Origin of the sequence: Micromonospora sediminimaris, assembly GCF_016863575.1 — a bacterium.
Classification (GTDB): Bacteria; Actinomycetota; Actinomycetes; order Mycobacteriales; family Micromonosporaceae; genus Micromonospora; species Micromonospora sediminimaris.
Window position 1 is genome coordinate 116,798 of the sequence record NZ_BOPD01000010.1, and the last position, 13,813, is coordinate 130,610.

At 70.3% G+C, this 13,813-nt stretch carries 12 protein-coding genes; 4 read left to right on the top strand and 8 right to left on the bottom strand.

The window, feature by feature from the left end; genetic code table 11:
* Positions 1 to 6 precede the first annotated feature (6 nt).
* Both Vse01_RS08795 and Vse01_RS08800 read left to right on the top strand, forming a co-directional pair.
* Positions 7 to 1,053, top strand: coding sequence for an acetylxylan esterase (locus tag Vse01_RS08795; protein WP_093406932.1), 1,047 nt, complete (start codon positions 7 to 9; stop codon positions 1,051 to 1,053).
* A gap of 262 nt (positions 1,054 to 1,315) precedes the next feature.
* Entirely contained in the window at positions 1,316 to 2,773 is a 1,458-nt protein-coding gene (locus tag Vse01_RS08800) for an endo-1,4-beta-xylanase (protein WP_093406929.1), read from the top strand.
* 97 nt (positions 2,774 to 2,870) lie between these two features.
* On the opposite strand, the gene manD is transcribed toward Vse01_RS08800, so the two are convergent.
* The 3 genes from manD to Vse01_RS08815 all read right to left on the bottom strand — a co-directional run bounded on the left by manD (position 2,871) and on the right by Vse01_RS08815 (position 7,401).
* Complete coding sequence (gene manD, locus Vse01_RS08805; protein ID WP_093406927.1) at positions 2,871 to 4,079, bottom strand: D-mannonate dehydratase ManD; 1,209 nt, start codon at positions 4,077 to 4,079, stop codon at positions 2,871 to 2,873.
* Between the two features lie 176 nt (positions 4,080 to 4,255).
* On the bottom strand, positions 4,256 to 5,863 hold the full coding sequence (locus Vse01_RS08810) for an RICIN domain-containing protein (protein ID WP_093406924.1): 1,608 nt from the start codon (positions 5,861 to 5,863) through the stop codon (positions 4,256 to 4,258).
* 191 nt (positions 5,864 to 6,054) lie between these two features.
* Positions 6,055 to 7,401 carry an extracellular catalytic domain type 1 short-chain-length polyhydroxyalkanoate depolymerase gene (locus tag Vse01_RS08815; protein WP_093406920.1) on the bottom strand — a complete coding sequence of 449 codons (1,347 nt, stop codon included), beginning with the start codon at positions 7,399 to 7,401 and terminating at the stop codon, positions 6,055 to 6,057.
* 218 nt (positions 7,402 to 7,619) lie between these two features.
* Between Vse01_RS08815 and Vse01_RS08820 the strand changes: the two genes are divergently transcribed.
* Positions 7,620 to 9,257, top strand: a complete 1,638-nt coding sequence (locus tag Vse01_RS08820) for a glycosyltransferase 87 family protein (protein WP_093406918.1) — start codon at positions 7,620 to 7,622, stop codon at positions 9,255 to 9,257.
* Positions 9,258 to 9,260: 3 nt separating this feature from the next.
* On the opposite strand, the gene Vse01_RS08825 is transcribed toward Vse01_RS08820, so the two are convergent.
* Entirely contained in the window at positions 9,261 to 9,431 is a 171-nt protein-coding gene (locus tag Vse01_RS08825; protein WP_170863497.1) for a hypothetical protein, read from the bottom strand.
* Positions 9,432 to 9,536: 105 nt separating this feature from the next.
* Positions 9,537 to 10,643: an L-dopachrome tautomerase-related protein gene (locus Vse01_RS08830; RefSeq protein WP_093406915.1), complete on the bottom strand. Its 1,107-nt coding sequence runs from the start codon at positions 10,641 to 10,643 to the stop codon at positions 9,537 to 9,539.
* 213 nt (positions 10,644 to 10,856) lie between these two features.
* Here Vse01_RS08830 and Vse01_RS08835 point away from each other — a divergent pair, with 213 nt between their 5' ends.
* Positions 10,857 to 11,426 carry an STAS domain-containing protein gene (locus Vse01_RS08835; protein WP_093406912.1) on the top strand — a complete coding sequence of 190 codons (570 nt, stop codon included), beginning with the start codon at positions 10,857 to 10,859 and terminating at the stop codon, positions 11,424 to 11,426.
* A gap of 67 nt (positions 11,427 to 11,493) precedes the next feature.
* On the opposite strand, the gene Vse01_RS08840 is transcribed toward Vse01_RS08835, so the two are convergent.
* The 3 genes from Vse01_RS08840 to Vse01_RS08850 form a co-directional block, all read right to left on the bottom strand.
* Positions 11,494 to 11,793: a BON domain-containing protein gene (locus tag Vse01_RS08840; protein ID WP_093407153.1), complete on the bottom strand. Its 300-nt coding sequence runs from the start codon at positions 11,791 to 11,793 to the stop codon at positions 11,494 to 11,496.
* 119 nt (positions 11,794 to 11,912) lie between these two features.
* Positions 11,913 to 13,121 carry a HAMP domain-containing sensor histidine kinase gene (locus Vse01_RS08845; RefSeq protein WP_093406909.1) on the bottom strand — a complete coding sequence of 403 codons (1,209 nt, stop codon included), beginning with the start codon at positions 13,119 to 13,121 and terminating at the stop codon, positions 11,913 to 11,915.
* The gene (locus tag Vse01_RS08850) at positions 13,118 to 13,813 is read right to left on the bottom strand and encodes a response regulator transcription factor (RefSeq protein WP_093406906.1); all 696 of its coding nucleotides are present in this window, start codon (positions 13,811 to 13,813) and stop codon (positions 13,118 to 13,120) included. The genes Vse01_RS08845 and Vse01_RS08850 overlap by 4 nt, the downstream gene beginning before the upstream one ends.

Consider the following 13,813-nt stretch of genomic DNA (forward strand, 5'->3'; position numbering starts at 1 on the left):
GGAGCCATGCCCCTGTTCGACCTCCCGCTGGCCCAGTTGCGCCAGTACACGCCGGCCGTGGCCGAGCCCGCCGACTTCGACACGTTCTGGCAGTCGACCCTGGACGCGGCGACCCAGTCGCCGGTGCTGCTCGACCTCCGACCCGAACCGACCGACCTGCGCCTGGTGGACAGCTGGGACGTCACCTTCGCCGGTTTCGGCGGCGACCCGGTCCGGGCCTGGTACAACCGTCCGGCCGGGGTCGACGAGGCGCTACCGGTGATCGTGGAGTACGTCGGCTACGGCCGTGGTCGGGGGCTGCCACACGAACGCCTGACCTGGCCGGTTGCCGGCTATGCCCACCTGCTGATGGACGCCAGGGGACAGTCCGGCCAGTACGGCGCGGGGGATACGCCGGACCCGCACGGTGCGGCACCCGGTGGTCCGTCGCCGGTGACCCGCGGCATCATGACCCCGGAGGGCTACTACTACCGCCGGCTCATCACCGACGCGGTGCGGGCGGTGCAGGCGGCCCGTGCGCTGCCGGGAGTCGACCCGCGTCGGGTGGTGGCCGCCGGCAACAGCCAGGGGGGCGGTTTGTCCCTCGCGGTCGCCGGCCTGGTCAGTGACCTCGCCGCCGTGCTCACCACCGCACCGTTCCTCTGTCACCCGCAGCGGGCCCTGGAGATCACCGAGGTCGGCGTGTACGGCGAGATCGTCAACTACCTCGCGGTCAACCGCGACGCGGAGCCGGCCGTACGACGCACGCTGTCGTACGTCGACGGGGTCAGCTTTGCCCGTCGGGCCAACGCGCCGGTCCACTTCGGCATCGGGCTGCGGGACATGGTGTGTCCCCCGAGCACCGGGTTCGCCGCCTACAACCACTACGGTGCCACCGTTGGTGGTCCGCCTCCCGAGCGCACGATGCATGTCTATCCGTTCAACGGCCACGAACACGGCGACGCGACTCAGGTGCGGCGGCAGCTGCGCTGGCTGGCTGACGTGCTCGGCGAGGAAACCACGGATCGGTCGGACGGCCCGAAACTTTCGAGGGCTCTGATCTCACCGGCATGACCACATTCCCGGTGGCGCGCCGACGACGGCGGAGTCGGACCGGTACGGGGATGAACGGTCAAAGAGTGCTGCGGCGCGTTGAGCTTTCGGACCTGTTTCGATAAGGTTTTCGATACAACAGCCTCGATCTACTCATGATGGCCGGCTGAGTGCACCGGCCGACGCGGCATCCGGGCGACCGCGTCGGCGACGAGGGCCATCGTGTTGGGCAGTAGTCGGGGCCGGCTTCTCATCAGCACGGCTTCGTCGAAAGGCTCATGCCATGAACAACGCCCACGCCCGCGCCAGCGGGCGGCCGGCTACCCGACTGCGAACGCGCGCTGCGCTGGTCTCGGCCGCAGTCGGTCTCGCCCTCGTTGCCTCCAGCCTGGTGGTGACCTCCAGCGCCCAGGCCGCCGAGTCCACCCTCGGTGCGGCTGCGGCCCAGTCCGGCCGGTACTTCGGTGCCGCGGTGGCGGGGCACAAGCTCTCCGATTCCACCTACGTCAACATCCTGAACCGCGAGTTCAACTCGGTCACGGCCGAGAACGAGATGAAGATCGACGCGCTCGAGCCGCAGCAGGGGCGGTTCACCTATACGAACGCGGATCGGATCGTCAACCACGCCCTGTCCCGCGGCTGGAAGGTCCGGGGTCACACCCTGGCCTGGCACTCGCAGCAGCCCGAGTGGATGCGGAACATGTCGGGCACCGCGTTGCGTAACGCGATGCTCAACCACGTCACCCAGGTCGCGTCCTACTACCGGGGCAAGATCGACTCGTGGGACGTGGTGAACGAGGCGTTCGACGACGGCAACAGCGGCGCACGGCGGGACTCGAACCTGCAGCGCACCGGCAACGACTGGATCGAGGCCGCGTTCCGGGCCGCCCGGGCCGCCGACCCGGGCGCCAAGCTCTGCTACAACGACTACAACACCGACAACTGGACCTGGGCCAAGACCCAGGCCGTGTACCGGATGGTGCAGGACTTCAAGCAGCGTGGCGTGCCGATCGACTGCGTCGGGTTCCAGTCGCACTTCAACGCGCAGTCGGCGTACAACAGCAACTACCGCACCACGCTGTCCAGCTTCGCCGCGCTCGGGGTGGACGTGCAGATCACCGAGCTGGACATCGAGGGCTCCGGCTCCCAGCAGGCGGACACGTACCGTCGGGTGGTCCAGGACTGCCTCGCGGTCCCGCGGTGCAACGGCATCACCGTCTGGGGCATCCGGGACAGCGACTCGTGGCGCTCGTACGGCACCCCGCTGCTGTTCGACAACAACGGCAACAAGAAGCAGGCGTACAACGCGACGCTCGATGCCCTGAACGCGGGCGGGACCACCCCGCCGCCCACCACCCCGCCGCCGACCACTCCTCCGCCGAGCACTCCGCCGCCCAGCACCCCGCCGCCGAGCACCCCGCCGCCGAGCACTCCGCCGCCCGGTGGATCCGGATGCACCGCGTCGGTGGCGTCGCTGGACCAGTGGAACGGTGGCTTCGTCGCTCAGATCCGGGTCACCGCAGGCTCCAGCAGTTTGAACGGCTGGGCGGTAACCATCGGACTTCCGGGCGGTAGCTCGGTGACCAATACGTGGAACGCCAGCTCCAGCGGAACCAGTGGCAACGTGACGTTCCGCAACGTCAGCTACAACGGTAGCGTCGGCGCCGGCGGCACCGCCAGCTTCGGCTTCCAGGGCACCGGTACCGGGCCATCCGGTAACTTCGCCTGCTCCGGGAGCTGATCCGTCAGCACCACACCGGGCCCGGCGCGGACATGTCCGCGCCGGGCCTCGGCGCGCCAGGTGCCGCCTGGCTCAGCGGGTCAGGCCGAGCGCCACGTCACCAGTTGTGCAGGGTGCAGTCCTCCAACCGGTTCACCGGCAGCGAAGCCGGGCGGTACGGATGCCGCGCCGCCAACTCCTCGTCGATGTCGACGCCGAGCCCCGGTTCCTCCGACGGGTGCAGACAGCCGTCGGCGAAGCGGTACGAGTGCGGGAAGACCGCGTCGGTCGCCTCGGTGTGTGGCAGATACTCCTGCAGACCGAAGTTGGGGATGCTGACGTCGAGATGCAGGGCCGCGGCCAGGCACACCGGGGACAGCGTGGTGGTGCCGTGCGACCCACTGCGTACGTGGTACAGGTGGGCGAGGTCGAAGATCCGGCGCAGGTGGGTGATGCCTCCCGCGTGCACGACGGTGGCCCGCACGTAGTCGATGAGCTGCTCGGTGATCAGCTGCTGGCAGTCCCAGACGGTGTTGAAGACCTCGCCGACGGCGAGCGGCGTGGTGGTGTGCTGGCGGATCAGCCGGAAACCCTCCTGCAACTCCGCCGGCACCGGGTCCTCCAGCCAGGTCAGCGCGTACGGCTCCAGGGCTTTGCCCAGCCGGGCGGCCTCGATCGGGGTCAGCCGGTGGTGCACGTCGTGCAGCAGCTTCACCTCCGGCCCGAACTCGCTGCGTACCTGGGCGAAGACCGACGGCACATGGGTGAGATACCGTTCGCTGCTCCACACGGTCTCGGCCGGGACGGCCGCGCCCGTCGGCTCATGTGCCGCGCCGTCCTGAGTCACGCCGTAGGTGTCGGCCAGCCCGGGCACGCCGCACTGCACCCGGATCGCGCGGTACCCGAGATCGAGGTGGTGGGCCATCTCGGCGAGCAGGCCGTCCACAGTGGGCGCGTTCGCGTGGCCGTAGACGGTGACCCCGTCGCGGCTGCGACCGCCCAGCAGTTGGTACACCGGCAGCCCGGCCACCTTGCCCTTGATGTCCCACAGCGCGGTGTCCACCGCCGCGATGGCGCTCATCGTCACCGGGCCGCGCCGCCAGTACGCGCCCCGGTACAGGTACTGCCAGGTGTCCTCGATCCGGTCGGCTTCCCGACCGATCAACAGCGGTACGACGTGCTCGGTCAGGTAACTCGCGACCGCGATCTCCCGGCCGACGAGGGTGGCATCGCCGACCCCGGTCACCCCGTCGTCCGTCACGAGCTTCAACGTGACGAAGTTCCGGCCGGGACAGGTGACGATGACCCGGGCATCGGCGATCTTCATCCAGGCTCCTCACCGGTGGCCGACGGCATCGACGCGAGCCAGTCTGGGATCACCCCCATGATCTGTCAACCGACTCCGAGCGGGTGGCCGTGCGGCCGTTCGGTTGCCTGACCTTGCCCGACGCACCCACGCGCCCGGCGGTCCGTTGACGGACCGCCGGGACGGGTGCGGGCGAGTCAGCAGCGGTTGATGCTCGAATTGCTGAGGGTGACGTTGCTGATGGTCAGGTTGGTCGTGCAGGGGCTCTCCAGAATCCGGCTGTTGGCCAGGGTGAAGTTGCGCAGCGTGATGTCCCGGTTGCCGGGGAACTCCGTCCGCGCCGCCAGTCGAACCTCCCCGCCACCGCTGATGGTGCCACCGCCGGCCGCGATGTCCACGCCGTAGCAGTTCTCGATCAGGATCGCGTTGTTGCCGGTGTTGGCGATGTCGACCCGGTTGACCGCCACACCGCCGGACTCGGAGACGCAGAAGATGCCTCGGCCGCCGCCGCGTGCCCGTACGGTGCCGACCCGAATGTTGATCGGGTAACCGGAGCCGATCCGCCCGGCGCGGTTGGCGGTGCGGAACGCCGCGTAGCCGGTGCCGGTGCCGGCGTTCTCCGCGTCGACGGTGGCCACGGTCGCGTTGATGGTCTCGTTGAGCAGCAGGCCGGAACCGCCGACGTTGCGGGCGGTCACCGTGCCGACGGTGAGGCCGTCCACGCCGTACGTCTCGACGCCGTGAGTGCTGGTGCCGGAGACGAACACGTTGTCGATGCGGACGTTGCGCGTCCACTGGCTGGTGTCGCCCCGGTTGTCGATGCGTACCCCCAAGCCGCTCGACAGGCGCAGGTCGATCTGGCCGAGGATCACGTTTGTGACGTTGCGCATGAAGATGCCGTAGAGGGGCGTGCCGGTGACGGTGAGGTTCTGCACCTCGACCTGGGTGGTGCCGCGCGAGTAGATCGGTGCCTGGTCACCGGAGCCGGAGCCGGTCACGTTTATCGTGCCGCAGACGTCGATCGTCGTGTAGCTCGGCAGGGAGATGCGCGAGCCGGCGCTGATCGAGCCGGAGCCGCGTACCACGACCCGTTGCTTGCTGGTCCGGCCGGCGCTGAGGCTGTTCACCGCGGCCTGCACGGCGGAGCGCATGTCGCTGCCGGTGTAGACAGTGCTGCCACCGTTGCGGGCGGTCCAGGTGCCGCCGTTGAGCACCGCCTCGGCCTGAAACGAGCCGCTGCCGCAGCCGTTGCCGTTGCCGCCTCCCAGGGTGACCAGCTGCCACTGCTGGTTGGCGCCGTCGTGGTCCTGGTACTGCGAGATCATGCCGCCGTCGGCGGTGGACCAGCCCCACACGTCGAGGGCCTTGTTCGAGTGCCGGTTGAGGAACCGGACGTACCCGCCGGCGGAGTCGGCGAGGCGGAAGTGTTGGCGGGTGTTGCCGCTGGCTGCGGCGTTCTGCACGAGCTGGACGCCGTCGGTGGCGTTGGGCAGTTCGAGGACCTTGCCGCTGTGTACGGAGCGGATCTGGTAGTAGCCGTTGCCGACGTCGACGAACCGCCACTGCTGCACGGCGGCGTCGTTGCGGGTGTACTGGTTGATCGGGGCGTTGTCGGCGGTGGACCAGTTCCACACATCCATCGCCTTGCCGCTGTGCCGGTTGACGAACACGTAGGTGGCGTTGGGATCGACCGTCGCGGCCCGGGCGCTCGGCGAGGCCACCGTCACACCGGCGCCGACAAGCGCCAACGTGCTGACGGCGACCAGCCAGCGCCGAGCCGTTCGTCTTCCTGTCCTGAGCAGCATGCGGGTTCCTCCGGGTGCGAGTGCGGTGGTGGAGCGCGTGCCGGAGTGGTGAACGACGCAGAGCAAGCGCTTTCCTAACATCGACAGCAATATATCTTCCGGTCCGGCCTAAACCAAGTGAGCGGCGGGACGCCGGTGTCCGTACGGCGGTAGCCGTACGGACACCGGGCCGATCCGGGCGAGGGCTACGGTCAGCTGACCGCGCAGGGAGCGCCGTTGAGCGAGAACGAGGACGGGCTGGCGGTGTTGCCGCTGTGGGTGGCCTGGAAGCCGATGGTGACCGAGCCGTTGGGAGCGATGGTGCCGTTGTAGGAGACGTTGCGGGCGGTCACCGCCCCGGAGGTCGGGGAGTAGGTCGCGTTCCAACCGTTCGTGATGGTCTGCCCGGCAGGCAGGGTGAACGCCAGGTTCCAACCGTTGACCGCTGTGGCGCCGGTGTTGGTGATGGTCGCCGACGCGGTCAGCCCGGTGTTCCAGGCGTTCACCGCATAGCTGACGCGGCACCCCGTGCCCGGCGGCGGCGTGGTGGGCGTCGGCGTGGGAGTCACCGTCGGCGTCGGCGTCGGCGTCGGCGTGGGAGTGGGAGTGAGCGTCGGCGTCGGCGTCGGGGTGGGCGACGCGGCGTCGAGTCCGAGGAACCGGATCGCCTGCGCGGCGTCGACCGGCAGGTTGTGCGACACGCCCTGCATGCTGATCGCCTCGACCGGTGCGTTACCGCCGGAACCGCCGTACCGGGTCCGGGTGTAGCCGGACTGCGGGCTGTCGGTGAAGGTCGGGGTCTGGCTCAACCCGTGCAGGTTGGTCCACTGCTTGATCTGCTCGCCGAAGTTCGGGTAGCGCAGGATGTCGTCGTTGGTGCCGTGCCAGATCTGCATCCGTGGCCGTGGGCCGGTGTACCCGGGATAGGCGTTGCGGACCAGATCTCCCCACTGCTGCGGGGTGCGGATGATCTGCCCGTTGGCGCACTGGCTGTTCCACTCCGAGCCGCCGGTGGTGGCGAAGCAGCCGAAGGGCACCCCGGCGAAGGCCGCGCCGGCGCGGAAGACGTCCGGGTAGAGCCCGAGCAGGACGTTCGTCATCATCGCTCCGGACGAGGTGCCCGTCGCGGCGATCCGGGCCGGGTCCACCGAGTAGCGGCTCCGGACGTGCTCCACCATCGACATGATGCCGACCGGGTCGCTGCCCCCGCCGCGACGCAACGCCTGCTGCGAGTAGACGTCGAAGCACTGGCTGCTGCGGGTCACCGACGGGTAGATCACGATGAAGCCGTACTGGTCGGCCAGGCGTGCGTACTGGGTGCCCGAGTACATCGCCGGCCCGTTGCCGGTGCAGTAGTGCGCCACGACCAGCAGGCCCGGTCGTGGCGCGACCCGGTCCGGCACGTAGAGGTACATGCGTAGGTTGCTCGGGTTGGTGCCGAAATTCGTCACCTCGGTAAGCGTCGCCGCCGACGCCGATGTCGGGAGCGACAGCGCGGCGAACGCGGTCAGGACGAGGGTTGCCAGGGCGGCGCACCACAGTCGGATCGCTTTTCTCATGGAACGGGTCCTCCGGACGGAAGGAGACATGGTGGTGTTCCGATCGAGGGCTGCCCGGTGCCCTACCTCGTCCGGCTCTCAGAACATCGATGATTCTCTTCGCCTGCGTCGCGACGTCACAAGGTGTGGTGGAGCAGCCGCGCTGAGCGGTGGTGGGGCCGCGCCGAGCGGCGCGCCGCCTCGCGCCCAGCGGTCGCGGGTACATCTATTCTCTGTCCATGCGGGATCGTCGGGCGGCGCTGCTGTGGGTGGGGTTCGCGGTCGCGGCACTGGTCTCCGTCGCGCTGGTGCTGCGGCGCCCTGACCGCCTGTCCGACCTGCACATCTACCACGGAGCGTTGACCGATCTGCGGGCCGGACGTCCGCTGTACGGGTACGTGGCGCCGAACGGCGGGCCGTTCACGTACCCGCCGTTCGCGGCGCTCGTGCTCTGGCCGATCACGACCGTGCCGCTCGGCGTGGTCGAAGCGCTCTGGCTGGCGGCGACCTGTGCCGCCGTGGTGGCCATCGCCATACCCGTCGGTCGTGCCCTGGCCGAAGGGCGCGCCGCCATGCCGAGCCCGGGTACGGCCGGGGATCGCACGACGACGTCGGCGTCCGTCAGCATCGCGGCGGTCGCGGCGGTGCTCATGGTCGCCGCGCCGGTGCAGAGCAACCTGCGGTTCGGGCAGGTGAGCATCTTCATCGTGCTGATGGCGCTGCTCGACGGGATGGCGCCGCCGTCACGGATGCGCGGTGTGCTGATCGGCGTGGCGGCGGCGATCAAACTGACGCCGCTGCTGTTCGTGCTCTACTTCCTGGCCTGCGGCCGGTACCGCGACGCCGCCCGCGCGCTGGCCGCCTTCGTCGGCTGCGCGGCGCTCGCCCTGGCCGTCCTGCCCGCCGAGAGCCTGACCTACTGGGCGGGCACGGTCACCCAGACCTCCCGGATCGGCAACCTGGCGTCGCTGGGCAACCAGTCGGTGCACGGGATGCTGCTTCGTATCGGCATGGACGAGGGGTCCCTTCCGCTGGTCTGGGCCGCCCTGGTGGCCGTCATCTGCGCCCTGGCGTTACTCCGGGCGCGGGCGCTGTCCCGGCTGGGGCGACCGGGGCACGCCGCCGTGCTGGTCGGCTGCGCCACCGTGGCCGCGTCCCCGGTCTCCTGGACCCACCACCAGGTGTGGACCATCCTGGCCGCGATGCTGCTGGTGGGCGCCGTCGGCGTGGCCCGGCGGGTCGCCGGTGCACTGCTGCTGGCCAGCATGGTGTTGTCGCTGGGTGTCGTGCTGGCCCCGGTGTCGATGCGACCCGGTGTGCAGTTTCTCTTCGAGAACGCCCGTGCCATCGGCACCGTCGTGCTCTGCGTGGCAGGGTTCGGCGCGGTCGCGCTCACCACCGCCCGTACCCATGCCAACCGGGCCTTCCCGCGAGGGTGGCTGCGGGTCGGCGTGGCGTCCCTCGGCGCACTGGCGTTCTTCGCCGTGCAGCCGTTGCCCGCCGGGGCCGATCCCACCTTCAAGGCATACCGTCTCCCGGACGTGGTCAACTCGCGGTACTTCTTCGTCTGCCGGGGGCCGGTGGAGTGCGCCCGCTACGGCACCGGTGCCCCGGTCACCTTCGGCACCCGCAGCGAAAAGACCAAGGTGCGCGTCAACGGTGTGGTCTCCGACCAGGTGGCGCGGCTGGACTACCACTCCGCTCCGGGCGGTCCGCCGCGCACCATCCCGCTGCTGGCCGCCTATCCCGGGGTCCGGACGTTCTCGTTCCGTTCGGCCACCATGGCGCACGGGCAGTTGATCGCCTACTCCGCCGACGGGCGTGCCCTGGCCCGCTACGACGACGAGCTGACCGCCGCGGTACGCGCCGGCGGGTAGCCGTTACTGCTCCCCGTCGATCACGTCGGTCTCGCCGTCGTGGGAGTACGTCACCGGCAGGTGCTCGTCCGGTAGCGGCGTCTGTGCCGGATTGTGGTGCGGGTCGCCGTCCGGGGAGAACAGCACCGGGTCGGTCTTCGCGCTCTTCTCGCGTTCTTCCTCCGGCTCGGTCACGACCCGGCTCCTCACCTCGTCGGTATTCCCTCCGACGCTATCTGCGGCGCATGGCCCGCCGCCCCGATCAGGTGCCGCTTCCACCCGATCGGGGCGTGCCGGTCGTCACGGTCGCAGCAGCACCGGGCCCGCGTCGATGCGGGTCCGGAACAGGGCGTACGGCCGGCGTCGCAGGTCCCGGCCGCGGTTGAACGGCGGCTGCCGGTGCACCTGGTTGGCGATGATGTAGAGGTGCCGGTTGGTGGCCACGCTTAGCGTGTCCGGCCAGAGCAGCCGGGCGTCGTGCACCACGGTCTCGTACTCGCCGTCGGGCCGGCGTCGCAGCACCGCGTTGTGCTCGTAGTTGGTGAGATAGATCCGGCCGGCGTCGTCGGACTCCAGGCCGTCGGCGCCGCCGCCCTTGTCGCCCTCGTCGAGCACCGTCGCGGCGACCTCCGCGTCGCCCAGGGCGCGGTCGGCCAGGGCGTCGGTGGCGACGCTGTACCAGCGGCGGGTGGCGAGGGCGCAGTAGTACAGCCGCGTGCCGTCGGCGGAGATAGCGATGCCATCGGCGCCGACGCCCACCGGCTGCGGGGGAGCGTCCGGGGGCCGGACCAGGAACGGGCGTCCCTCGACCACCGGACGGAAGTCCTCCAGCGGCGCGGCCTTCGTGGACGGGTGGTCGTTGAGTCGCCGCCACGATGCCCCGCTGGCCAGGTCGACCACGATGAGGGCGTTGGGGGCACCATCGGCGGAATCGGTGATGTAGGCCAGCCCGGCCTCCCCACGGCGCAGGTCGAAGCGCACATCGTTGAGGTACGACGTGGGCAGCACCACCTCGGGCGGGAAGGTGACCACCTGGGCGACGGTGTCGGTTCTCAGGTCCACGCGGACCAGCTTCGGCCCGCCGGGCGAGGTCGGCTGGAACATCGGGCTGCCCGTGTCGAGCACCCAGAGCCGGTCGGCCGGGTCGACCACCACACTCTGCACCGACACGAACGCGGCCGGGTCGTCGTCGCTGGACGGTGTGTTCCACCGCAGGTCGGGGTAGGGAACCTCGCGTCCGCGTCGCAGCTCCACCGCGGTGGCGGGCACCTGGTCGCCCCAGCGGGGGAAGTTGACGAAGATCCGACCGCGGTGCGAGACGGTCACCCCGGTGGGCATCGGGCCGTGGAACCGGTGCACCACGTCCAGGGTGCCGACCGGTTCGTCGGTGGGTAGTGCCTTTCGCATCCTTCGACCTCCCGTCGCACACAGGGATCAACTGATCGCTCTACGTCTATCGTCGCAAAGCGGACGACGTACGCGGCGCCGACGTCGCCCATCCGACCCGCAAGCAGCGGGAAGACGATTCGTCACCCAACCGTCATGTGTCCGCGCGGTGCCCGCCACCTGGCCCCGGCAGGGTTGGGACCTCAACCCCTCCGACCTGGGAAGGAGCGCGCCATGGCCGTCGTTCTCGATGACCACCTGGTCACCCTGACCTGTGACAACTGCGGTGACACGGTCGCCGGACCGCGGACGCACTCCGCCGCGGAGGTGGTGTGGCCGCTGGTGTCCGAGCACGGCTGGAGCGGTTCCCCGCTGGCCGACGGTCCGCACCGCTGCGCGCACTGCACCCAGCTCGGCCCCGCCGCTGCCGGCGTGCCCGGTGGCATCCTCGGCATCGAGCACCTCGGTGCCGTCACCGTGGTGACCGTCGCCGGCGACGTCGATGTCGACACCGGCGAGACGCTGGGCATGGCGTTGGGGCACGCGGCCGACATGGGCGGGCACGTCCTGGTGGATCTCGGTGGGACGGATCTTGTCGACTCCACCGCGCTCGGGCTGCTCGTCCGCGCGCATCGCGCCGCCGCTGACCGCGGCGCACAGCTCTGCGTGGCGTCGACCTCGCCGCTGATCCGTCAGGTGCTCCGGGTCACCCGGCTGGACGAGGTGTTTCCGGTCGCGGACACCCGCGCCGACGCGCTCGCCCGCTTGCAGAGACACCCGGCGGCAGCGGACGCGGCGGAATAGGCGACCTACGCGGGTCCGGCTCGTCCACGGCACCGGTGCCGTGGCACCGTGGACGAGCCGAAGTTCATCAGCGGCGACCTCGCCGGTGACCGGCCAGCCGTAGCGCGTTGCAGACGTCCGTCACGCCCTCGATGTCCCAGGCCAACTCGCCGGCCGCGCGGCGGGTCTCGGCGCTGGCGACCAGGCCGGTGAGGATCACGACGCGGTTCTGCACCATCACCGTGATCTGCTGCCTGCGGGTCGACCAGTCGGCGCTCAGCCGCTGCGCGACCAGGGCGGCGAGACGGACATCCTCGTCGTGATGCTGTGGCTCGTCCCACAGCGCGCGGAAGGAGTGATCGTCGGGCATCGGCCAAGGCCACGGCATCACCACAGCGGTCTCCTTCGTTGTTGATGCCGGCGACCCGACGCGCCGTCCCGATCGATCACCACCTTGCGCAACGACCTTGGAGTCGACCGCACGGTTGGATGACAGTTGGATGACAGTCACAGCGGCGTGCTGGCCGGCGGCCGGGTGTCTCCGGTCCGATCGGCGGCCGGCAGCCACAACACGAAGGTGCTGCCCGTACCCGGCCGGGAGAACACCGCCACCTGTCCACCGTGCGACTCGACGATCTGCCGGACGATGGCCAACCCCAACCCGGTCCGCCGGTCGCCACCGGAGCCACCCCGACCGGCCTCGCCCCGCCAGAACCGGTCGAAGACCCGTGCCTGGTCGGCCTCGGCGATGCCCGGCCCCTCGTCGGCGACGGCCAACCACAACCAGTCGCCCACCCGGCCGGTGGCCACCTTGATCGCCCCGCCGAGAGGGGAGAGGCGTACCGCGTTGGACAGCAGGTTGCCGGCGGCCCGGCGCAGCGTGTCCGGGTCTCCGATGAGCGTGAGATCCGGGTCGAGCGCGAACCGCAGGCGCAGGCCACGGCCGGTGGCCAGGGCGGCGAAGTCCTCGCCGGCCTCACGGGCCACGGTGCTGAGGTCCACGTCCGTGTCGGACATCGAGTCGGCGTCCCGGCGGGCCGTGGCCAGCAGATCCTCGACCAGCCGGGACATCCGGTCGGTGGCCCGGTCGATCGTCGCCACCGCCGCGGCACGCTCCTGGTCACCGGCCTCCGGTGCGGTCAGCGAGGCGTCGAGATTGGCGCGGATGATCGCCAGCGGGCTGCGCAACTCGTGCGAAGCGTCATCGATGAGCTGCCGCTGGGCGTGGAAGGCATGATCCAACCGGTCGAGCATCGAGTCGATGGTGTCGCCGAGGTCGCGCAGTTCGTCGCGGGGACCGGCCAGGCGGATCCGTCGGGACAGGTCGGTGGCCTGGATCTCCCGGGCGGTACGGGCGATCTCGCCGACCGGACGCAACGCCCGGCCGGAGAGCACCCAACCGATGCCGAGGCTGGCCACGAAGAGCCCGCCGAGCGCGATCAACGAATAGTCCCGGACCGTCTGCAACAGCCGCAGGTTCACCTCGTCCTCGATCTGCTGCACCTCGGCCACCTCGAGCGTGGTGCCGGTCGGCACCGTACGCCCGTCGCTCTTGAGCTTGACCAACTGCGCCTCGTACCGCTTGGTGATCGGCTTGGGATCGACCGCGCGGTCCACCGCCACGTACGCCACCAGCAGGCCGGCGCCGGCAAGCGCGAACAACAGCGTCGAGTAGAGCACGGTCAGCCGGAACCGGATCGACCGGAAGACAGTCATGCCAGCACCTCCCGCAGCCGGTAGCCGCGTCCGACGACCGTCTCGATCGCCGGGGCGTCGCCGCCACCGCTGAGTTTGCGCCGCAGCGTACCCACGGTGACCCGGACGGTCTCGGTGAACGGGTCGGCGTTGGCGTCCCAGACGTGCTCCAGCAACTCCTCGGCCGGCACCACCCGCCCGGGACGGGTCATCAGGTACTCCAGGACGCCGAACTCCTTCCGGGTCAGGTGCAGCTGACGGCTGCCCCGCCGGGCCTCCTGCCGCGCCACGTCCAGGGTCAACGCGCCCACGGTGAGGACCACCCCGGTACCGCCGGTGTCCCGGCGCAGCAGCGCCCGCACCCGCGCCAGCAACTCGACAAGCGCGAACGGCTTCACCAGGTAGTCGTCGGCGCCCTCGTCCAGGCCACGGACCCGGTCGGTCAAGGCACCGCGGGCGGTGAGCATCAGCACCCGAAGATCCCGCCCACCGGCCACCTCGACCGCGCCGGAGCGGATCGCCCGGCACAGCGCGAACCCGTCGCCATCGGGCAGATTGACGTCGAGCAGCATCAGGTCGTACGCGTTGACCAGCAGCAGGTCGTACGCCTGCGCCGCGTCGGCGGCGAGATCGACGGCGTAGCCGGCGCGGGCCAGCCCGACCCGCAACGCGCCGGCCAGATCCTCTTCGTCCTCCACCACGAGCAGCCGCAT